The sequence below is a fragment of the Micromonospora sp. SD12 genome (genome assembly GCF_052068495.1).
GTDB lineage: Bacteria > Actinomycetota > Actinomycetes > Mycobacteriales > Micromonosporaceae > Micromonospora > Micromonospora echinofusca.
Genome location: NZ_JBQHDF010000007.1, coordinates 224688 through 243191, shown reverse-complemented (window position 1 = coordinate 243191; position 18504 = coordinate 224688). Strand labels below are relative to the sequence as shown.

At 76.0% G+C, this 18504-nt stretch carries 23 protein-coding genes; 16 read left to right on the top strand and 7 right to left on the bottom strand.

Annotated features, from left to right (window positions below; genetic code table 11):
* Window positions 1-7: 7 nt before the first annotated feature.
* The 16 genes from ACTMS2_RS16840 to ACTMS2_RS16765 all read left to right on the top strand — a co-directional run bounded on the left by ACTMS2_RS16840 (window position 8) and on the right by ACTMS2_RS16765 (window position 9904).
* Window positions 8-550 carry a DUF3263 domain-containing protein gene (locus ACTMS2_RS16840; protein WP_441176196.1) on the top strand — a complete coding sequence of 181 codons (543 nt, stop codon included), beginning with the start codon at window positions 8-10 and terminating at the stop codon, window positions 548-550.
* Between the two features lie 221 nt (window positions 551-771).
* Entirely contained in the window at window positions 772-1485 is a 714-nt protein-coding gene (locus ACTMS2_RS16835) for a hypothetical protein (protein WP_441176195.1), read from the top strand.
* Window positions 1482-1874: a phage holin family protein gene (locus tag ACTMS2_RS16830; protein ID WP_441176194.1), complete on the top strand. Its 393-nt coding sequence runs from the start codon at window positions 1482-1484 to the stop codon at window positions 1872-1874. Before ACTMS2_RS16835 ends, ACTMS2_RS16830 begins: the two co-directional genes overlap by 4 nt.
* Before the next feature lie 22 nt (window positions 1875-1896).
* Window positions 1897-2658: a DUF3618 domain-containing protein gene (locus tag ACTMS2_RS16825; protein WP_441176192.1), complete on the top strand. Its 762-nt coding sequence runs from the start codon at window positions 1897-1899 to the stop codon at window positions 2656-2658.
* Window positions 2627-3526, top strand: a complete 900-nt coding sequence (locus tag ACTMS2_RS16820; protein WP_441176191.1) for a hypothetical protein — start codon at window positions 2627-2629, stop codon at window positions 3524-3526. Before ACTMS2_RS16825 ends, ACTMS2_RS16820 begins: the two co-directional genes overlap by 32 nt.
* Window positions 3527-3678: 152 nt before the next feature.
* Window positions 3679-4188, top strand: a complete 510-nt coding sequence (locus ACTMS2_RS16815; RefSeq protein ID WP_441176190.1) for a GNAT family N-acetyltransferase — start codon at window positions 3679-3681, stop codon at window positions 4186-4188.
* Between the two features lie 275 nt (window positions 4189-4463).
* Entirely contained in the window at window positions 4464-4940 is a 477-nt protein-coding gene (locus ACTMS2_RS16810) for a hypothetical protein (protein ID WP_441176189.1), read from the top strand.
* 2 nt (window positions 4941-4942) lie between these two features.
* Complete coding sequence (locus ACTMS2_RS16805; protein ID WP_441176188.1) at window positions 4943-6178, top strand: SRPBCC family protein; 1236 nt, start codon at window positions 4943-4945, stop codon at window positions 6176-6178.
* Window positions 6175-6618 carry a gas vesicle protein GvpJ gene (gene gvpJ, locus ACTMS2_RS16800; RefSeq protein WP_441176187.1) on the top strand — a complete coding sequence of 148 codons (444 nt, stop codon included), beginning with the start codon at window positions 6175-6177 and terminating at the stop codon, window positions 6616-6618. Before ACTMS2_RS16805 ends, gvpJ begins: the two co-directional genes overlap by 4 nt.
* Before the next feature lie 2 nt (window positions 6619-6620).
* On the top strand, window positions 6621-7376 hold the full coding sequence (locus ACTMS2_RS16795) for a GvpL/GvpF family gas vesicle protein (RefSeq protein WP_441176186.1): 756 nt from the start codon (window positions 6621-6623) through the stop codon (window positions 7374-7376).
* A gap of 3 nt (window positions 7377-7379) precedes the next feature.
* Window positions 7380-7691 carry a gas vesicle protein GvpG gene (locus ACTMS2_RS16790; protein ID WP_441176185.1) on the top strand — a complete coding sequence of 104 codons (312 nt, stop codon included), beginning with the start codon at window positions 7380-7382 and terminating at the stop codon, window positions 7689-7691.
* On the top strand, window positions 7645-7989 hold the full coding sequence (locus ACTMS2_RS16785) for a gas vesicle protein GvpO (protein WP_363896366.1): 345 nt from the start codon (window positions 7645-7647) through the stop codon (window positions 7987-7989). Before ACTMS2_RS16790 ends, ACTMS2_RS16785 begins: the two co-directional genes overlap by 47 nt.
* Before the next feature lies 1 nt (window position 7990).
* Window positions 7991-8359 carry a gas vesicle protein gene (locus ACTMS2_RS16780; RefSeq protein WP_088998131.1) on the top strand — a complete coding sequence of 123 codons (369 nt, stop codon included), beginning with the start codon at window positions 7991-7993 and terminating at the stop codon, window positions 8357-8359.
* Window positions 8343-9182, top strand: coding sequence for a GvpL/GvpF family gas vesicle protein (locus ACTMS2_RS16775; RefSeq protein WP_441176184.1), 840 nt, complete (start codon window positions 8343-8345; stop codon window positions 9180-9182). Before ACTMS2_RS16780 ends, ACTMS2_RS16775 begins: the two co-directional genes overlap by 17 nt.
* A 42-nt stretch (window positions 9183-9224) precedes the next feature.
* Window positions 9225-9479: a gas vesicle protein gene (locus ACTMS2_RS16770; RefSeq protein WP_441176183.1), complete on the top strand. Its 255-nt coding sequence runs from the start codon at window positions 9225-9227 to the stop codon at window positions 9477-9479.
* A complete protein-coding gene (locus ACTMS2_RS16765) occupies window positions 9476-9904 on the top strand; it encodes a gas vesicle protein K (RefSeq protein ID WP_441176182.1) in 429 nt (142 codons plus the stop codon). Before ACTMS2_RS16770 ends, ACTMS2_RS16765 begins: the two co-directional genes overlap by 4 nt.
* A 33-nt stretch (window positions 9905-9937) precedes the next feature.
* Here the strand turns inward: ACTMS2_RS16765 and ACTMS2_RS16760 are convergent, their stop codons facing one another.
* From ACTMS2_RS16760 to ACTMS2_RS16730, 7 genes are read right to left on the bottom strand one after another with little or no spacing between them, the layout of a single operon-like run.
* Entirely contained in the window at window positions 9938-12238 is a 2301-nt protein-coding gene (locus ACTMS2_RS16760; protein WP_441176181.1) for an AAA family ATPase, read from the bottom strand.
* A 22-nt stretch (window positions 12239-12260) separates the two neighbouring features.
* A complete protein-coding gene (locus tag ACTMS2_RS16755; RefSeq protein ID WP_441176180.1) occupies window positions 12261-12809 on the bottom strand; it encodes a hypothetical protein in 549 nt (182 codons plus the stop codon).
* Window positions 12810-12854: 45 nt separating this feature from the next.
* Window positions 12855-13592, bottom strand: a complete 738-nt coding sequence (locus ACTMS2_RS16750) for a GTP-binding protein (RefSeq protein ID WP_441176179.1) — start codon at window positions 13590-13592, stop codon at window positions 12855-12857.
* Window positions 13570-14043: a DUF742 domain-containing protein gene (locus tag ACTMS2_RS16745; RefSeq protein ID WP_441176178.1), complete on the bottom strand. Its 474-nt coding sequence runs from the start codon at window positions 14041-14043 to the stop codon at window positions 13570-13572. The genes ACTMS2_RS16750 and ACTMS2_RS16745 overlap by 23 nt, the downstream gene beginning before the upstream one ends.
* The gene (locus ACTMS2_RS16740) at window positions 14040-14510 is read right to left on the bottom strand and encodes a roadblock/LC7 domain-containing protein (protein ID WP_441176177.1); all 471 of its coding nucleotides are present in this window, start codon (window positions 14508-14510) and stop codon (window positions 14040-14042) included. The genes ACTMS2_RS16745 and ACTMS2_RS16740 overlap by 4 nt, the downstream gene beginning before the upstream one ends.
* Complete coding sequence (locus ACTMS2_RS16735) at window positions 14507-17035, bottom strand: nitrate- and nitrite sensing domain-containing protein (RefSeq protein ID WP_441176176.1); 2529 nt, start codon at window positions 17033-17035, stop codon at window positions 14507-14509. Before ACTMS2_RS16735 ends, ACTMS2_RS16740 begins: the two co-directional genes overlap by 4 nt.
* On the bottom strand, window positions 17022-18191 hold the full coding sequence (locus ACTMS2_RS16730; protein WP_441176175.1) for a hypothetical protein: 1170 nt from the start codon (window positions 18189-18191) through the stop codon (window positions 17022-17024). Before ACTMS2_RS16730 ends, ACTMS2_RS16735 begins: the two co-directional genes overlap by 14 nt.
* Window positions 18192-18504 lie beyond the last annotated feature (313 nt).

Genomic DNA, 18504 nt, shown 5'->3' with positions numbered 1-18504 from the left:
GAGCGCCATGCAGCCCGCCGACGCCGCCCCGGCCGCCACCGAGCCGCCCGCGGCGGGACGGTCCGGCGAGCCGGTCGCGACGGGCGAGGCGGTCGTCGCCGACGCGCCCGACGCCGCAGGCGTCGTCCCCCACCCGCGCGGCGGCCCGGTCGCCGCGGCACCGACCGTCCCGCAGCCCCGCTCGGCGGCGGAACCGGAACTCGCCGTGGCACCGCCCGGCGCCGCCGACCTCGACACCGGCGTACCGCCCGGCGACCTCGGCACCGACGCAGGGCCCGCCGACCTCGACACCGGCGTCCCGGCGGACGCCCGCCCGGAGGGCGGCCTGACCGAGCGGGAACGGCGGATCCTCGCCTTCGAGCGGCAGTGGTGGCGGCACGCCGGCGCCAAGGAACAGGCCGTCCGGGACACCTTCGGCCTTTCGGCCACCCGCTACTACCAGCTGCTCAACGCGCTGCTCGACAACCCGGCCGCCCTCGCCGCCGAACCGGTTCTGGTCGGGCGGCTACGTCGGCTGCGTTCCTCCCGGGCCCGCAACCGCCGCCGCTGACCGCTGTCGCACCCCGCGACCGGTTCCGACCCGTCGGCCACCGGCGGTCCGGTGCCGTCGCCGTGTACCGCGCGGCCGGCCGTCCCACCGCTGTCCCGGACCCCGCGCACGAATGTCGGCGACCCGCACGGGTACGCGGGTGTCGTTCCGGGCCGCGTGCCGCGGCCGGTTCACGTTCCGGGCCGTGACCTGCGGCCCGGGGCCGACGGAGGGAGCGGGCGATGACGCAGATGAACCCGAGCCGGCCACCGGACGGTGCGACCGGCACCGCACAGCAGGCCCGGCAGGAGGCGTCCCGGGTCGGGCACCAGGCGGCCCAGGCCGGCGGACAGGTCGCGCACACCGCCGCCGAACAGGGCGGACAGGTGGCGTCGGAGGCCCGGCGGCAGGCGCGCAACCTGACCGGCGAGGCCGGCACGCAACTGCGCGACCAGGCCCGGGCGCAACAGCACCGGGCCGCCGACGGGCTGCGCGGCATCGGGCGCGAACTCGGCTCGATGGCGGAGCGCAGCGAGGACTCCGGGATGGCCGGTCAGGCGGTCCGCCGGATGGCCGACGCCGCCGAACAGGCCGCCGGCTGGCTCGACGAGCGCGAACCCACGGCGGTGCTCGACGAGGTGCGGTCGTACGCGCGCCGGCACCCGGGCACCTTCCTGGCCGGCGCGGCCCTGGCCGGCATGCTGGTCGGGCGGCTCACCCGGAACCTGACCGCCTCGGGCGACGGGGCGCGGGGCGCGGGCCAGCCGTCGACCCCGCCGGCCGCCGCCCCGACCGGACCGGGTGCCGCGCCGAGCCCAGCCGGCCCGCGACCGTACGAGCGGACGGTCGAGGCGCCGTACGTGGCCGAGGAGGCGTACACCGGGACGGCCCGGGTGCGCAACGCCTCGCCTCCCGGTCGGCAGGGGCCGGACATCCCCGGCGGGGTGGCACCGTGAGCGCCCCCGAGAAGGAACGGACGCAGTCGGTCGGCGACCTGCTGGGCGACGTGACCCGGGACTTCTCGACGCTGGTCCGCAAGGAGGTCGAACTGGCCAAGGCGGAGCTGCGCGAGGAGGCGGGTCAGGCCGGCAAGGTCGGCGGCATGTTCGGCGGGGCGGCGCTGGCCGGATTCCTGACGGTGCTGTTCGTGTCGTACGCGCTGTGGTGGGGGCTGTCCAACGTGATGGACCAGGGCTGGGCGGCGCTGATCGTGGCCGTCATCTGGGCCGCCGTCACGGGTGTCCTGCTCGGCAGGGCGCGCAAGGAGAAGGCGCAACTCCGCGCGGTGCTGCCCCGGACGAGGCAGACCACAGGGGAGATACCGGACGCGATGCGCGGTCGGTGAACCAGCCGGGAGGGAGCAGATCATGTCCAACGATCCGGACCGGATCCGGCGTGAGATCGAGAACACCCGGAACGAACTGAGCAGCGACGTCGACGCGCTGGCCGACAAGGTCAATCCGCGGCGGATCGCCGGTGAGCGCGTCGGGCAGGCCCGTGGCGCGCTCACCCGGGCCAGGGAGAAGGTGATGGGCGTGCAGTCGGACGGGCACGGTGCCGCGCAGCGGATGTCGCACGCGACAGGCCAGCGCATGTCGCACGCGGCCGATTCGGCGCGAGGGCTCGGGGAACAGTCCCGGGAGCGGATGTCGCACGCGGCAGACTCGGCGCGGGCCTTCGGCGAGCAGTCCCGGGAGCAGATGTCGCACGTGGCCGGGTCGGTGCGGGAGGAGGCCCGCTCGCTCGGGCAGCAGTCCCGCCAGCAGGCGCAGGGCAACCCCCTCGCGGCCGCCCTCATCGCGTTCGGCGCCGGGCTGCTGGTCTCGTCGCTGATCCCGGCCAGCCGTCCCGAACGGCAGTGGGCCGGGCAGGCCAAGGAGATGGTGAGCGAGCACTCCGACCAGCTGCGTGCGCAGGCCGGGCACCTTCGGGAGCAGGCCAGCGAGGTCGGCCGCGAGGTGGGCCAGGAGATGCGCCACAACCTGCGCGAGCCGGCGCAGGAGGCGGCCCGCGCGGTCGGCTCCACCGCGGTCAGCGGCGCGTCCGCCGTACGGGAGCAGGGCCGGTCGGCCGCCCACCAGATGCAGGGGCAGGCGCATGAGGCCGCCGACGACCTCCGTCGCCGCTGAGGCGACCCGGGTCGTCGGGGCGGCGCGGACGATGCGGGTACGCTCCGCGTCCGCGCCGCCGCCCGGCCGGCCGCTCAACGAGGACTTCGTCTTCCGGTTCGGGCCGCTGGCCGGCGTGCTGGACGGCGCGACCGTGCCGGAGGGCTTCGACACGGGCTGCGTGCACGGGCCGTCCTGGTACGTCCGGCACCTCGCGGCCCGGCTCGGGCTGGCGGAGGCCGTCCGGCCGACGGCGACCCTGATGAGCAACCTGGCGGCGGCGATCCTCGGAGTGCGGGCCGACCACGGCGGCGAGTGCGACCTCGACCATCCGGGCACCCCGTCGAGCACCGTCTGCCTGCTGCGTGACGGCGGCGACCACCTGGACTACCTGGTGCTCTGCGACAGCCCGCTGGTGCTCGACGCCGGCGGCCGGATCAGCGTGGTCACGGACGACCGGCTGGACGCCGCCATGGCGGCGGTGCGGGCCACGGTGGCGGCCGTGCCGGCGGGTTCCGCCGACCGGCTCACCCGGTTCCGCCGGGCCGTCGGCGTGCAGCGGGAGCGGATGAACCGTACCCACGGCTACTGGGTGGCCGCCGCCGACCCGGACGCGGCGTTCCACGCGGTGACGGGCACCCTGCCGCTGCGCGGGCCGGGCGCGGTACGGCGGGCGGCGCTGCTCAGCGACGGGGCGTCGGCCATGGTGGAGCAGTTCGGCCTGCTCGACTGGGCGGGCCTGCTGGACGTGGCGACCGCAGAGGGGCCGGGGGCGCTGATCGACCGGGTACGCGCTGCGGAGCGTGACCATCCGGACCGGTTGCGTCGGCACAAGCCCGCCGACGACGCCTCGGTGCTGCTCTGCGAATTCGACGCCGGCGAGCCCTGACCGGGCCCGCGCCCGCCGGCAGCCCTGCCAGCCTTGACAGCGGAGCGTGAGGCGGAACACCAGCGGTCCGACCGGCCGGTACCTTCCGCCGGACCGCCAGTGGAAGCCCGATGGGGTGGACTTGGGCCGGTGGGGGCGGCAGACTGCGGCACGTGGCGGGAACGGTGCGGTTGGAGCCGATCGACGAGCGAAACCTGGAGCCATTGCTCTCCGTAGCGGCTGCGGAGGCGGAGCCCGGCGACGTGATGCCGCCGGTGGAGGCGCCGGCGGGGTGGTCGCACGCCCGGCGGGAGGCGTTCCGCGAGTTCCACCGGGCCAGCTTCGCCGGCCTGGACGGCCCGACCGGCACCCGCATGTACGCGATCCTGGCCGGCGGCGAGGTGGTCGGCATGATCCGGATGAGCCGACGCGGCGAGCCCGGCACGGTCGAGACCGGGATGTGGCTGGGCCGCTCCGCCCGGGGCCAGGGGATCGGCGCGGCCGCCCTGCGCGAGTTGTTGAACGAGGCGGCGGCGGCCGGAATGCGCCTCGTGGTCGCGGAGACCACGGCCGACAATCTCGGTGCCGTGTCCGTCCTGGAAAAATGCGGCGCTAAATTGCGTGAGGACGGCGGTAAGGTGCACGCCGAAATATGTCTCGATTCGGCGCTGCCGGCCGTGTGACGGCCATTCGGCAATTCTTCACCATCTGACGTTCTTCCTGCTCTGCGCCGCTCCGGTGTCCCTTTTGCGCGCTTGGCGAGGTGTGTGGGTCGAGCCCCGGTCAATGGCGTCGGCAAAACGCGGAAATGTTTTGCCGATGGGGCAACGGGTACTGCCCGCCGGGTCCGATTGAACGGGACACCTGATGTGCGGTCCGGCGCGTGCTGATCCCCGGCGGCAATTCTTTCGACCATTGCCGTCAGGTGTCCGGCGCTGCGGGGAGCGAAGGAGAACTGATGAGAAGCGGAGCACGAATCGGGCTCGCGGTCGGCTTCGGCTACCTGCTCGGCCGGCGGCGCAAACTGCGTACCGCCCTCACCCTGGCTGCCGCGGTCGCGGCCGGCCGGGCCAGTCGGGAGCCCGGCGGGCTGCTGAAGGCGGGCGGCAACCTGATCCAGTCGTCCCCCCAGTTGAGCAACATCGGCCGCCTCGGTGCCCCCCTCGCCGCCGCCTCCAAGGCGGCCGCGACCGCTGCCGCCGGCAGCGGTATCGACGCCATCAGCGGCAAGCTGCGCGGCTCGGCCGACGCGCTGCGCCGCAAGGGCGGCGCAGGCACCCCCGACGGCGACCGGCCGGGCGCCGCCGCCGAGGGCGGGCAGCAGGACGCTTCCGCCGAGGGCGGACAGCAGGACGCCGACGCCCAGGGCGGACAGCAGGACGCCGACGCCGAGGGCGGGCGGTCCGACGCCGGCACCGAGCAGCGGGGGCGGTGACCATGACGGGTACGACGAGCCCCGGCGGCCTCGGGGACAAGGTCCGCGGCCAACTCGCCGGCGAGGCGCGCAACCTGGCCAGCGCCATCGGAGAACGCGCGGTCCAGGTGGTGACCGAGCGGATCACCGGCGCGACCGGCCGGCTCAGCGACTACGCGAAGCAGGGCGGCGGCCCCGGCCTGATCGCCGCCGCCACCGGCGCGCAGAAGCTCGCCGAGGGCGGCTCACCGGTCAAGGCGATGGTCCATGCCGGGTTGGCCGGCGGTAAGGAGAAGGTCATGGCGGCTCTCGGCAAGGGCGGCAAGGGCGGCGGAAAGAAGCTCAAGGTCACCAACATCGTGGAGACGATCGAGGTCGGCGTGCCGGTCCGGGTCGCGTACGACCAGTGGACCCAGTTCGGCGACTTCCCGAGCTTCATGAAGAAGGTCGAGAACGTCGACACCGAGTCCGACGAGAAGCTGACCTGGAAGGCACAGGTTTTCTGGTCGCACCGCACCTGGGAGTCCACCATCGTGCGGCAGATCCCGGACAAGCTCATCCACTGGCGCTCCAAGGGCGAGAAGGGCTCGGTGGACGGCACGGTCAGCTTCCACGAGCTGTCGCCCGACCTGACCCGCATCCTGGTCGTGCTGGAGTACCACCCGCAGGGTCTCTTCGAGCACACCGGGAACCTGTGGCGGGCCCAGGGCCGCCGCGTCCGGCTGGAGCTGAAGCACTTCGTCCGGCACGTGATGACCGAGACCGTCCTCGACCCGGACTCGGTGCAGGGCTGGCGCGGCGAGATAGAGGACTCGCAGGTCGTCCGGGACCACGAGACCGCGCTGCGCGAGGAGCAGGAGGAGCGGGAGCGGGAGGAGCGGGAGCGGCAGGAGGAGCAGCCAAGTGGGCGGCGGCCGGAGCGTGCGCCGCGCGGCCGGCGCGAGCCCGAGGAGGAGGTCGACGAGGAGGCCGAGGAGGAGCCGCGCGAGGAGCGCCGGCCCACCGCGCGCCGCCGGCCACCGCAGCGCCGCCGTCCGGCCGAGGAGGAGTACGAGGACGAGTACGACGGGGGCGACTACGACGAGTACGGGGAGGAGCCGGAGGAGGAGCCGGCCCCGCCGCGCCGTCGCGCCCCGGAGCGAGCCCGTCGCCCCCAGCCGAGGGAGGAGCCCCGCCCCCGCGAGGAGCCCCGGGCCCGTCGCTCCCCGGAGGCGCCCCGCCGACCCGTGGTCCGGCGTCGACGGGAGGAGCGGGAGTGAGCATCGCGACGAGCGAGGGCCCGGCCGGCGGTGCCCTGGAACGCGGCGGGGCCGGCTCGAGCCTGGCCGACGTCGTGGAGACCGTGCTGGACAAGGGCGTGGTGATCGACGCCCAGGTCTCCGTCAACGTGGTCGGCATCCAGCTGTTGGAGATCAACGCCCGGATCACCATCGCCAGCATCGAGACGTACCTGCGCTTCGCGGAGGCGGTGGACCGGTTCGACATCACCCCCGCGGACCAGAAGGGGCTGACCGACCTGGTCGGGGACGCCGCCGGCGCGCTCGGCGCGGGCGGTGCCGTCTCCGGGATCGGCGGAGCCGTCGGTGCGCTCGGCGGCACCGTCAGGGACACCGTCGGCGGACTCGGCGCGGGCGACCGGGACGGGGGCCCGGGTAGGGACCGCGAGCGGCCCCGACGACGCCGCGACGGGGGTCGGTGAGCATGGCCGAGGAGACCGGACTGTTCATCTACGGCATCGTGCCCTCGGACGTGGAGCCGACCCCGGACGCCGCCGGGGTCGGCGACCCGCCCGGCGAGGTGGCGGCGATCCGGCACGGCGAACTGGCCGCGCTGGTCAGCGAGGTGAGCCTGACCGAGCCGATCGGCCGGCCGGCCGACCTGACCGCGTACCAGGAGATGCTGGACGGCACGGCGGCCGTGGCGCCGGTGCTTCCGGTGCGCTTCGGCACGGTCGTCACCGGGCCCGACGCGGTCGCCGACCTGCTGGACGCGCACCACGACCGGTTCGCCGCAGCCCTCGACGAATTCGAGGGCCGGATCCAGTACACCGTGCACGGCCGCTACGACGAGGCGAGCGTGATCGCGGCGGTGCTGGCGGAGAACCCGGCCGCCGCCGAGCTGGCGGACCAGGTGCGCGGGCACCCAGAGGCGGCCACCCGGCCGCAGCGGATCCGCCTCGGCGAGATCATCAGCCAGGCGGTGGAGCTGAGCCGGGAGGCGGAGAACCGGCAGCTCGTCGACGCGCTCGGCCCGCTCACCGTGGCGAGCGCACCCCGGGCGCCGAGCAACGAGCTGGACGCGGCGAACGCCGCCTTCCTGGTCGACCAGGACCGGGAGGACGAGTTCGTCGCGGCGGTCGAGGAGTACGCCGAGCAGCGCCGGGAGCTGATCCGGATGCGGCTGCTCGGCCCGCTCGCCCCGTACGACTTCGTCAGCGCCCATCAGCTGACCGGGTGAGCGGTGGACATCCTCTGGGCGCTGCTGACCCTGCCGTACGCGCCGGTGCGGGGGCTGACCGCCGTGGTCAAGGTGGTCGCCCGGGAGGCGGAGTCACGGCAGCACAACCCCGTCGACGTCCGGCGCGAGCTGGAGGCGCTGGACGCGGCGGAGGCCGCCGGCGAGATCAGCGCCGCGGAACGGGACCAGGGGCAGCAGCGGGTGCTGGAACGGCTGACCGGCGGCGCCCGGGGGGTGGCCCCCGGCGGTGGCGAGGGAGGTGAGCGCGATGGTGGATCTGATCCGCGGCGACGGCGGGCGGGCGCGCAGGAGTGAGCCCGTCGACGACCGGTACGACGAGGAGGAGTACCTCGAACCGATCTCGGCCGCCGAGGCGGCGCGCGAGGGGCTGCGGCAGGTCGTGGAGTTGACCGGCCGCGATCCCGTGGGGACCACCTCGCTGAAGTCGTCGCGGGACGGCTGGCTGGTCGGGGTGGAGGTGGTCGAGGACCGGCGCCTCCCGGCCTCCACCGACCTGCTCGGCCTCTACGAGGTGGAGCTGGACCTGGAGGGCGGCCTGCTCGGCTACCGGCGGGTGCGGCGCTACCAGCGCGGCAAGGGCGAGGTGGGTTGAGGTGACCACGCAGCCGCCACCGGTGGTGCAGAACTCCGGTCAGGTCCTGCCCGCCGGGCACGAGCCGGCCAACCTCGGCGACATCCTGGAACGCGTGCTCGACCGGGGCATCGTGATCGCCGGCGACATCCGGGTCAGCCTGCTCGACATCGAGCTGCTGACGCTCAAGCTGCGGCTGGTCATCGCCTCGGTCGACACGGCACGGCAGATCGGCATCGACTGGTGGGAGCACGACCCGTGGCTCAGCTCGCGGGCGAGGCCGCCGGTGGAGCCCGGCCCACGCGACCCGGAACAGGTGGAGGCGGAACGCCGCCCCCGGGTCGCCCGCCGGGCCGCCCGCGGAGAGGAGTGGGATGAGTTCGACGGCTGACCTCCTGCCCGCCGCCGGGCCGGCGGGCAACGGCGTCGGGGTGTGGCTGCACGGCGTGACACGCGACGTCGATCCGGCCCTGCTCGCCACGACCGTCGGGATGGACGGTGCCGCGGCGCGCGCGGTGCGGGCCGCCGGCCTGGTCGCCGTCGTCAGCGCCGCGCCGCTGTCCGAGTACGGCGAGGAGGCCCTGCGCCGCAACCTGGAGGACCTGGCCTGGTTGGAACGGGCGGCCCGGACGCACCACGCGGTCGTCGCGGCCCTGTCCCGGGGCGGCGCGGTGGTGCCCGCCCGACTGGCCACCGTCCACCACGACGACGCCCGGGTGGCGGGGCAGCTCACCGCCCGCCGGGCGGAGCTGACCGCCGTCCTGGACCGGCTCACCGGCCACGACGAGTGGGGCGTCAAGGGGTACGTCGTGCCGGGCGCGACGCCCCGCCCGACGGAGCCCGCCGGGTCGGGTGGCGCCGGGGCGGCGTACCTGCGGCGGCGCCGGGCCCAGCTCACCGCCCGCGAGGAGGGGCAGCGGATCGCTGCCGAGGCCGCCGGCGCCGTGCACGAGGCGCTGGCGGGGCACGCGGCGGCCGCCCGGCGGCACCCCCCGCAGGACCGCCGGCTCTCCGGGGCGCCCACCGCGATGGCGCTCAACGGGGCCTACCTGGTCGGGCACGGGGCGGTCGCCGGGTTCCGCCGGCTGGTCGACGCGCTCGCCGGGCGGCATCCCGAGATCCGACTGGAGCTGACCGGCCCGTGGCCGCCGTACTCCTTCGCCGACGAACGGTCCGCCGGGCCGGCGCTGACCGTACGGGAGCCGGCGTGCTGACGGACCGGGGGCCGGCGTGCTGACGGACCGGGGGCCGGCGACATGACCACGTCGCTCGCGCCGAGCAGCGCCGACGACCCGCTGGCCTACCGGCCGGTGGCCCTGGTCGACCTGCTCGACCGGGTCCTCGCCACCGGCGTGGTGATCAGCGGCGACATCACCATCGCCGTCGCCGACGTGGACCTGGTCCGGATCTCCCTGCGCGCACTGGTCGCCTCCGTCGGCGCGTTGGCCCCGCCGGAACTGCGCGACGCCGTCCCGGGCGCCGCCGCCGCGACGCCGGGGACGTCGCCATGACCGCCGCGCACGGCGCGACCGGCCCGGGTGGCGGGGGCGGCGCGGTGGGCACGGGCGGACGGGGCGGTGGTGGCGTCCGGCGGGACGAGGCGGCCGAACTCGCCGCCGCGCTCGGTGACACCCGGTGGCAGCCGCCCCGGGTGACGCCGCTGGACCGTCGGCTGGCCGTCGACCGGGACTCCGTCGAGCGGGGGCTGGCCAGCCTCGTGCTCACCGTGATCGAGCTGCTGCGGCAGCTCATGGAGCGGCAGGCGCTACGCCGCGTCGACCTCGGCGACCTCACCGAGGAACAGGTCGAGCGGATCGGCACCACGCTGATGGCGCTGGAGGAGCAGATGACGGGGCTGCGCGAGTACTTCGGCCTCGCCCCCGAGGACCTCAACCTCGACCTAGGGCCGCTCGGCCCCCTCCTGCCGACCGACTGACCCCGCCGGCCCGTCGCACCGGGGAGCCGGCGGTCAGCCGGCCCGCTTCTCTGCGTACGCGGCGAGCCAGGCGACCTGGGTCGGGTCCAGGGACGGGCGGACCCGGGCGCGGGCCGAGGCCACGTGCGCGGCGGTGACCGTGGACGCGGTCAGCGACTCCCGCATCGCGGCCAGCGCCGCCTCCCGCACCAGCGCGGCGCAGTCGGCGGCCGAGAAGCCGTCCAGCTCCGCGCCCAGCTCCGCGAGGTCCACCTCGGGTGCCAGCGGCACGTTGCGCGCCGAGGCGCGCAGGATCTCCGCCCGCGCCGGCCCGTCCGGCGGCGGCACGTAGACCAGCCGTTCCAGCCGTCCGGGGCGCAGCAGTGCCGGGTCCACCAGGTCGGGGCGGTTCGTCGCGCCGACCACCACCACGTTGCGCAGCGTCTCCACCCCGTCCAGCTCGGTCAGCAGCGCGGCCACCACCCGGTCGGTGGTGCCGCCGTCGCTGGCCTGGCCGCGTACCGGGGCGAGCGCGTCCACCTCGTCCAGGAAGATCAGGGTGGGCGCGGCCTCCCGGGCCCGGCGGAACAGTTCGCGGACCGCGCGCTCGCTCTCGCCGACCCACTTCGACAGCAGCTCCGCGCCCTTCACCGAGAGCACGTTCGCCCGCCCCGAGCCGGCCAGCGCCGTCACCAGGTAGGTCTTGCCGCAGCCCGGCGGGCCGTAGAGGAGCACCCCGCGCGGCGGCTGCACGCCCAGCCGGGCGAAGGTGTCCGGGTAGGTCAGCGGCCACAGCACCGACTCGGTGAGCGTCTCCTTGACCTCCGTCAGGTCGCCCACGTCGTCCAGCGTCACCGAGGCCAGCTCCAGGGTGGAGGCGGCCATGGTGGTGGGCCGGACGACCTCCAGCGCGGCGGCGAAGTCCGCCATGGCCACCGTCGGCGTCTCCGCCGACTTCTGCCGCAGCGCCGCGCGCACCCCGGCCTCGCGGACCAGCGCGGCCAGGTCGGCGGCGACGAAACCGGGGGTACGCCCGGCGACCTCGTCGAGCCGTACGTCGTCGGCGAGCGGGACCTGTCGGGTCAGCACCGTCAACTGCTCCCGGCGCAGGGCCGCGTCCGGCAGCGGGACGCTGATCCGCAGCGAGAGCAGGTCCGGGGCGCGCAACGCGGGGTCGACGGCCTCGGGGCGGCCCGTGGTGCAGACGACCGCCACCCCCGCCCGTACGGTCTCGGCGACCACCTGCCGGAACACGGTCGCCACCGGGCCCGGGCCGTCCGCCGGGGCGAGTGCCTCCACGTCGGTGACCAGCAGCACCCCGGGGCCGTCGGCGCGCGCCTCGGCGGCGGCGGTGCGCAGCCGGTCGGCGGCGGCCTGGTTGGTCAGCGCGGCGACCTCGGGGGCCCAGAGCGGGCTGACCCGGGCCCCGACCCGGGCGGCCACGGCGCGTACGAGCGCGGCCTTGCCGGAGCCGGCCGGCCCGGCGACCAGCACGCCCAGCGAGACGGTCGTGCCCAGCCGGCCGAGCACCTCCCGGTGGTGGAAGCCGAGGTCGAGCAGCTCGGTGAGCTCCTCGGCCTGCGCCCGCAGCCCGGGCAGCTCGTCCACGGCGGGCGGCGCGTCGTCGGCGCTCCCGGCGGTCCGTCCCGTGGCGTCCACGACCGGGCCGCCGCCGCGTACGCCTGCGGCACCCGGTCGGCCCGGGCCGGTCCCGTTCGCCGTCGGGCCGCCGGCCCCGAGGCGCCCCCCACCGGGCGTGGTGCCGGCGGAGCCGTGGGTCGCCTGGCCGTGTTCCCAGCCGACCACCGTGTCCATGGTGACCAGCGAGCCGGTGTCGGGCTCGGCGGCGACCACGGCGAGCAGGGTGCTGGTCCAGGCGTACCCGACGCTGTTGGAGAGGCTGCGCCGGGCGGCCTCCACAAGGCTGCGCACCGAGGCGTCGGGCAGCACGTCCTGCGGCAGCAGCGACACGTCGTCCCCGGTCGTCACCACCTTGCCGAGCAGGGCCAGGCGGAGCATCTCGGGGGAGACCACGGCGGCGATCTGCGCCGGACCGGCGAGCAGCACCCGGCGGGCCGGGGTGACCGGCAGGGGGCTCACCGTGACCTGGCCGCCGTCGCGGATCCCGAGGTTGCCCAGCAGCAGGTCGTCGGCGTAGAGCAGCGCCGTGCTGGCGGTCGGCTCGGCCGGCGCGACGATGCCGGCGGTCGTCCGCCGGCCCGCCAGCCGCACCGGGTCGCCGGGGCGCAGCGCCAGCGCGGTGAGCACCTCGGGGTGCAGCCGGACGACGCCCCGCCGGGCGTCCAGGGCCGCCGGCCGCAGGCTCGCGGTCAGGGTCAGGTCGGGTTCCGCCACCGCCCGACCCTAGCCGCCGTGGTCACGCCGCGCCCGCCCCCGGGGCGTCCTGCGCCGCGCGGGGCCCGTCACCGTCGCCGAGCAGGGACGGGTCGCGGCGGATCAGCGCGGCCAGCCGCGCCGCCGGGTCGGGGGTCAGCCCCTCCCGGGTTGGCGTCCAGGCCGGCACGGTCTTGACCGACAGGGGCCACTCCGGCGGCGGCGCGGTGGCCTCCGTGCCGACCGTCACGCCCGCGTCGGTCCAGGCGACCCGCAGCGGGTACGCCTGCCCGTCGTGCTCCACCCGGATGCTGACCGCCGTGCCGGGGTGGCCGGCCACCACCCGGCGGACGGCCTCGGCGACCTCCGCCACGGGGTCGCGGGGTTCCGCGCCCCGCCGCGTGTCGGCCCAGCCCGGTCCGGCGTTGCGTACCTCGGCCCGGGTCCCGGCGCGGCCCGGGCCGGAGCCGTCGTGCGCCTCCGCCGGCTCGGCGACCTCCCCGCCCGCCGCCCCCGCGTCGGCGGCCCGCCGGCGCAGGGCCTCCTCGCGGCGGGCCATCCGGGCCAGTGTCTCGTCCAGTCCACCTCTCATCACGACCACCCCTTCTCGCGAAACGGGTCGAACCGCCGCGGCGGTTCAGGACTTCCTCTCCCGGGTGGCCCGCTCCAGTGCGCGGTCCAGGACGACCAGCAGGGCGTCCCGCACCGAGAGCCGGTCCCGGGCGTCGAACTGCACCAGGGGCACGTGGTCGCCGACGGCCAGCGCCCACCGGATCGCGTCGAGGTCGTGCGCCAGCCGCCCGTCGAAGGCGTTCACGCCGACCACGAAGGGCAGGCCGGCCCGCTCGAAGAAGTCGATCGCCGGGTAGCAGTCGTCCAGCCGGGCGCTGTCCACCACGACGAGGGCGCCGAGTGCCCCGCGGGCCAGGTCGTCCCACATGAAGCCGAAGCGGGCCTGCCCCGGCGTGCCGAACAGGTACAGCTTCAGGCTGCGGTCGATGGTGACGCAGCCGAAGTCCATCGCCACCGTGGTGGTGGTCTTCGCGGAGCGTACGCCCGGGTCGTCGATGCCGATCCCGGCGCTGGTCATCTCCGCCTCGGTGGTCAGCGGGGCGATCTCGGAGATCGCGCCGACCGTGGTGGTCTTGCCGACCCCGAAGCCGCCGGCGATGAGGATCTTGACGGGGATCGGCGGCGCGGCGGCCGGCGCGGGCCGGGGCACCGAGGCCACGCCCGTGGCCGGCGACCGGTGCGGCGGCGGCGCGGACGCGGCGGGTTGCGGCCCCGTCGGGGAGCCGTACCGGGCGGCGGCGCTGTTGGCGGCGATCCCGCCCAGCGGGGCGGCCGGCCATTCAGGAGATCGCACGGAGTCCATCAATCACTCGGAGGATGATGTCGGGGTCGAGGGCGTCGGCGCCGTCGTGCACGTCCAGGTGGCCCGCCGCGCGGAGGTCGCCGACCAGCACCCGGGCCACACCGAAGTGCAGCCGGGTGCGGGCGGAGATCTCGGCGACCGAGATCGGCTCGTCGCAGAGCGCGACGATCGCCTGCAACTCGGGCGCCAGCAGGTTCAGCGGCGCGGCGCGGTCGGTCGCCGGTCGGGCGGTCACCTGCGTCTCCAGCCCGATCGCCGGGTCGGCGCCGGTTACCCGCCCGGCGGTGAGCACGAACGGGCGCGGGCCCGCCGGCCCGTCCTCGGGCGTCGGCGTGGCCGTGGCCGCCGGCAGGCCGGGGCGGGCGTCGTGGGGGGACGACGCGCGCAGGTAGGGCCGGATCCGGATCGTGGGCTCCGGGTCCGGTCCCTCGCCGACGACCTCCGGGGTCATTGCTGAGCGGCGTTCTTCAGCTCGGCGATCAGTCTCGGGGTGAGGGCGCCACCGGCCCGGCCGGCGAAGAGCGTCATCTCGTAGGCCACGGTGCCGAGGTTCGCCGAGCGGTCGGCGACCACCCCGAGCACGGAACCACTGCTGATCGCGCTGATCAGCAGGTAGCCCTCGGCCATGTCCACGACCACCCGGTTCACCCCGCCGAGGGCGTACCAGCTCGCGGCGCCACCGGCGAGGCTCGTCATGCCGGAGACCACGGCGGCGAGCCGCTCCGCGTTGGAGCGGTCCTTGATCGCCGACATGGCCATCAGCAGACCGTCCGACGAGACGGCGATCGCCTCCAGCACGCCGGCCGTGCTGGAGGTGAAGGAGTCCAGCAACCAGTTGAAGGTGCGCGCCTCCGGGCTCAGGTCCCCGGCGCCCGGGTTCTGGTGGTCGACGTTGTCGTGCAGGAAGGGGCTGGTCACCGTGATGTTCCCTCTTCGTAGCGGTGGTCTTGACTGACTTCACGCAGAGCGCGGGCGACGCCCGCCTCGAACTCGGTGAGGAGGTCGCGGACCTCGTCCGGATTTCCCGGGTGCGGGCTGTCGGGCTGCCGGGCCGGGGTGGCGGCGAGGTTGGCCCCGGGCACCCGCCGGGTCAACTGGCCCGGCACCGTGCCGTCCGGGGTACGGCCGCCGCGCTCGGCCCGGCGTACGCCGGACTCGACCGCCTCGACGAGGGCGCGGGCGGCGGCCGGATCGGCGCCGCCGGCCTCCACCGGCCCCACCACCGGCGGGTCGGCGGGGCGCAGGGTGGCCCCCGGCACCCGCTGGCGGATGCCCGGCGGGGCGGCGCCGGCCGGCGCCTCGGGCTCGCCCCCGGAGCCGAACGCGTCCCAGGGGGCGCCGGACTCCATGCTGCGCGTGGCGCGGCTCAGCAGCGCCGCGTCGAACCCGGACGGCGGGGCCCCCGGCGCCGTCCCGACCGCCGCGCGGGGCAGGGCAGCCGGTGCCTCGGCCGCTGTGGCGTGGATCCGGGCGGGCGGTGCCTCGGCCGCCGTGGCGCGGACCCGGGCCGCCTCCGGCGCGTCGGCGGGGGAGCGCCGGTCGCGCGCGGGTACGGCGGCCCGGGCCACGGCCACGCCGGCCCGCTCGGCGCGGTGGATCACCAGCGAGCTCTCCGGGACCTCCAGGTGGGCGGTCACGCCGCCGCCAGCAGTCGGTGCCAGCCGCACCGTCCAGCCGTGCCGGCGGGCCAGCCGGCCCACCACGAAGAGCCCCAGCACCTCGGTCGGTGCGAGATCCAGCCGCTCCCGCCGGGTGAGCCGGGCGTTCTCCTCCGCCAGCCGCTCCTGCGTCATGCCGATGCCCCGGTCGACCACGGTCAGCCGCGCCCCGGAGCCGGTCTGCTCGCCGTCCACCGTGACCCGGGTGTGCGGCGGGGAGAAGACGGTGGCGTTCTCCATCAGTTCGGCCAGCGCCAGGACGAGGTCGCCGACGGCGCCGGGCGCCACCGACACGCCGGGCGGGACCCGCACGTCGACGCGCGTGTAGTCCTCGATCTCGCCGAGCGCCAGCCGGACCACGTCGCCGAGCGGCACCGGCGCCACGTGGGGGTCCGCGCCGGCCGAGCCGGAGAGCACCACCAGGCTGCCCGCGTTGCGGCGCAGCCGGCTGGAGATGTGGTCGAGCCGGTACAGGTGCTCCAGCCGGTCGGGGTCGGTCTCCTGCCGCTCCAGCCGGTCGATCAGCGCGATCTGCCGGCCGACGAGGTTCTGCGTACGGCGGCCGACGTGGCCGAACATCTGCGCCACGTTGCGCCGTCCGGCGACCTGCCGTTCGACGAGCCGGGCGGCGGTGCTCTGCACCCGGTCGAACGCGCGGGCCAGGTCGCCGATCTCGTCGCGGGCCCGTACGTCGACCGGGTCGAGGCGCACCGGCGCTACGCCCTCGGTCTCGTCGTCGGCGACCCGGGTCAGCTCCGCCTCGGCGACCCGGGCCACCCGGTCGGCGGAGCGGGTGAGCCGGGTCAGCGGCCGGGCCACCGTCCTCGCGACGGCCGCGCTGAGCAGCACCACCACGGCGAGGATCAGGGTGGCGACCCCACCGACCAGGTACGCCTCGGTCAGCGCCCGGCGCTGCTGCCGGGTCACCTCGGCGATGACGTCGGCGACGAGCTTCTTCTCGATGAACTGCCCGAAAGTGATCATCGAGCGGACCGACGGGAAGAGCGCGTCCAGCGGGATGTCCCTGGTCGCGCCGGCCGGGTCCAACGCGCTCGTGTGGAGGAAGTCCGCGCTGGTACGGGCGGCCACGGCCGCGTCGTTGAGTCTCGCCAGGGCGAACTGCTCCGGGGTGATGAGGCTGCGGAACCGCTGGTTGTCCACGCGCAGCGCGGCCATGCAGGCGACGTACGAGGCGCTCGCCCGGGGCGCGCCGGTGGCCTTGACGAGCACGATCAGGGTGGCGCAGGCGGCCAGCCCCTCGTCGGCGCGCAGCAGCCCGTCGAGGGCCAGCACCTGCCGTCCCGCCGCCGTCTCCGTGTCCACCCCGAACGGCAGCCGCAGCGACTCGATCAGCGCCGTGTTGACGGGCCCGTACGCGGCCATGATCTGGTCCGGGGTGGCGGCCCCGGCGAGCACGGCGGCCCGCAGGTCGGTCAGCCCGCGTACGCCGTGCAGGGCCTCGGCGACCCGGCTCGGCAGCTTGTCGCCCCGGGTGGCCCGCAGGTCGGCGACCCGGTCGTCGACGCTGGCCGTCCGCTGCACCAGTTCGGTGCGGGTGACCCGGCCGAGCAGCAGGCCGACGGAGAGGACGCGTTCCTGTTGCAGGTCCTGCACGAGGGTGCCGATGCGGCTGGCGACGCGGACCCGCTCGGCGATGTCGCCGGCGCGTTGCGCGGCGGACACCCGGTCGAGCACCGCCGGCACGGCCAGCCCCACGATGCTGAGCAGCGGGATGACCACGAGCAGCGCGAGCTTGCCCCGGATCCGGAGCCTAGCGAGCAGCATCGGCGGGCCCCCACTGCGCGCCGGGTTCGCGGGCCGGCCCCACGGGCTGGAGTCGACGCGGTTCGGCGGTGGGCGGCCACGGCGTGGCCTCCGGCGGGGTGGCGGCCCCGTCCCGCTCGCGGCGGGCCTGTGCCGCGCGCTGTCGGGCCCGGCGGGCGGCGGCGAGCCACACCGCGCCGAGTGCCGCCCACAGCAGTACGGCCAGCACCCCCGCCGCGACGGTCAGCCACCGGCTGCGGTCCAGGCCGCCGAGGCGTTCGGCGAGCAGCGCGTCGAGTTCGTCCAGGATGACGGGTTGGAGCTGCTCGGCGGCGGCCTGCGCGTCGCGCCGGGCGTCGGTGATCTGCGCCTGGTTGGCAACGGCGTCGCGGCCGGTCGGGGCGGAGTTGGCCGCCAGCGCCTCGACGGCCCGCTGGTACGTGTCGAGCGGGGTCAGCACGCTCGCGCCGAGGTCGGCGCTCTCCGAGCTGTCCACGGCGGCCCGCAGGTCGGTGACCAGGTCGCCGGCCGGGGTGAGGACGGCGACCCGGAGGGCGGCGATCTCGACGGCGGTGCGGTTGCGGTCGGCGGCGGGCCGGCGGGCGGCGAGCACGGCCAGGTCCGCCAGCCGCCCGGTCGCCACCACCGTCTCGGGCAGGTCCCGGCTCGCGTGCTGGAGGAAGAAGGAGTCCGACCGGGGGTCGCGGACGAGTCCGGAGGTCTCCCGGACCTTGTCGTGCAGGGCCAGCAGCAGGTCGGTGGCCTCGCCGTACGCGGCGAAGGCCGCCTCCGGGTCGGCGGGGCCGCGGGCGCCCAGCGCCTCGATCTTGGCCCGCAGGCCGGCCCAGCGTTCCTGGGTCCGCAGCTCGGCGCCGATCCGCGTGTCGACGGAGGCGGCGGCCTCGACCGCGCGGGTCAGCGCCGCGCTGTCGGCGGGTCGGGCGGCGACGGCGGCGGACTGGGCGTCGATCAGGGCGTGGGTGACCGGGCCGAGGGCGCGCAGGTACTCCACGCCCAGCCGTTCCCGGCTGGCCAGGTCCCGGTCGTCGGCCGTGAGCCGCCAGGTCTGCACGAAGAGCAGGGTCATCGGCGCGAGCAGGGCGACGAGGAGCAGCAGCGGCAGTACGCGGCCCACCGTGGTGGGCCGCCGGCGGGCCGGCGGCGCGGGGACTGTCATGTCTGTCTCCTCCGGCGGGAGCACGGGATGGTGGTGGGTGTCGGGGGTCGACGGCGAAGTCCCGTGCACCGGACCGGAAAACTAACCGACCAGCGGGGAGTTGATCCGGCCGTCGAACAGTCAGCTTTGCGTCATGAAGCCCGAAGTGACCCCTGGGTGACTCGGCGGGCACGGTGGGTGCCGGGACGGAGAGTGGCAAGGATGGATCGGAGTGGATTTCCGACGAACATCGGAATTCACGTGATCCGAATTCATCTTCCTGGGACGGTCTGGACCGCGTGCCCCGGACGCCGATCGGCCCGACCGGACGGAC

What these genes read in the sequence shown, in the direction of transcription:
- ACTMS2_RS16840 (WP_441176196.1), top strand. Translation starts at nt 8, where the DNA reads ATGCAGCCCGCCGACGCCGCCCCGGCCGCCACCGAGCCGCCCGCGGCG.
- ACTMS2_RS16835 (WP_441176195.1), top strand. Translation starts at nt 772, where the DNA reads ATGACGCAGATGAACCCGAGCCGGCCACCGGACGGTGCGACCGGCACC.
- ACTMS2_RS16825 (WP_441176192.1), top strand. Translation starts at nt 1,897, where the DNA reads ATGTCCAACGATCCGGACCGGATCCGGCGTGAGATCGAGAACACCCGG.
- ACTMS2_RS16820 (WP_441176191.1), top strand. Translation starts at nt 2,627, where the DNA reads ATGAGGCCGCCGACGACCTCCGTCGCCGCTGAGGCGACCCGGGTCGTC.
- ACTMS2_RS16810 (WP_441176189.1), top strand. Translation starts at nt 4,464, where the DNA reads ATGAGAAGCGGAGCACGAATCGGGCTCGCGGTCGGCTTCGGCTACCTG.
- ACTMS2_RS16805 (WP_441176188.1), top strand. Translation starts at nt 4,943, where the DNA reads ATGACGGGTACGACGAGCCCCGGCGGCCTCGGGGACAAGGTCCGCGGC.
- ACTMS2_RS16795 (WP_441176186.1), top strand. Translation starts at nt 6,621, where the DNA reads ATGGCCGAGGAGACCGGACTGTTCATCTACGGCATCGTGCCCTCGGAC.
- ACTMS2_RS16785 (WP_363896366.1), top strand. Translation starts at nt 7,645, where the DNA reads ATGGTGGATCTGATCCGCGGCGACGGCGGGCGGGCGCGCAGGAGTGAG.
- ACTMS2_RS16775 (WP_441176184.1), top strand. Translation starts at nt 8,343, where the DNA reads ATGAGTTCGACGGCTGACCTCCTGCCCGCCGCCGGGCCGGCGGGCAAC.
- ACTMS2_RS16770 (WP_441176183.1), top strand. Translation starts at nt 9,225, where the DNA reads ATGACCACGTCGCTCGCGCCGAGCAGCGCCGACGACCCGCTGGCCTAC.
- ACTMS2_RS16765 (WP_441176182.1), top strand. Translation starts at nt 9,476, where the DNA reads ATGACCGCCGCGCACGGCGCGACCGGCCCGGGTGGCGGGGGCGGCGCG.
- ACTMS2_RS16755 (WP_441176180.1), bottom strand. Translation starts at nt 12,809, where the DNA reads ATGAGAGGTGGACTGGACGAGACACTGGCCCGGATGGCCCGCCGCGAG.
- ACTMS2_RS16750 (WP_441176179.1), bottom strand. Translation starts at nt 13,592, where the DNA reads ATGGACTCCGTGCGATCTCCTGAATGGCCGGCCGCCCCGCTGGGCGGG.
- ACTMS2_RS16745 (WP_441176178.1), bottom strand. Translation starts at nt 14,043, where the DNA reads ATGACCCCGGAGGTCGTCGGCGAGGGACCGGACCCGGAGCCCACGATC.
- ACTMS2_RS16735 (WP_441176176.1), bottom strand. Translation starts at nt 17,035, where the DNA reads ATGCTGCTCGCTAGGCTCCGGATCCGGGGCAAGCTCGCGCTGCTCGTG.
- ACTMS2_RS16730 (WP_441176175.1), bottom strand. Translation starts at nt 18,191, where the DNA reads ATGACAGTCCCCGCGCCGCCGGCCCGCCGGCGGCCCACCACGGTGGGC.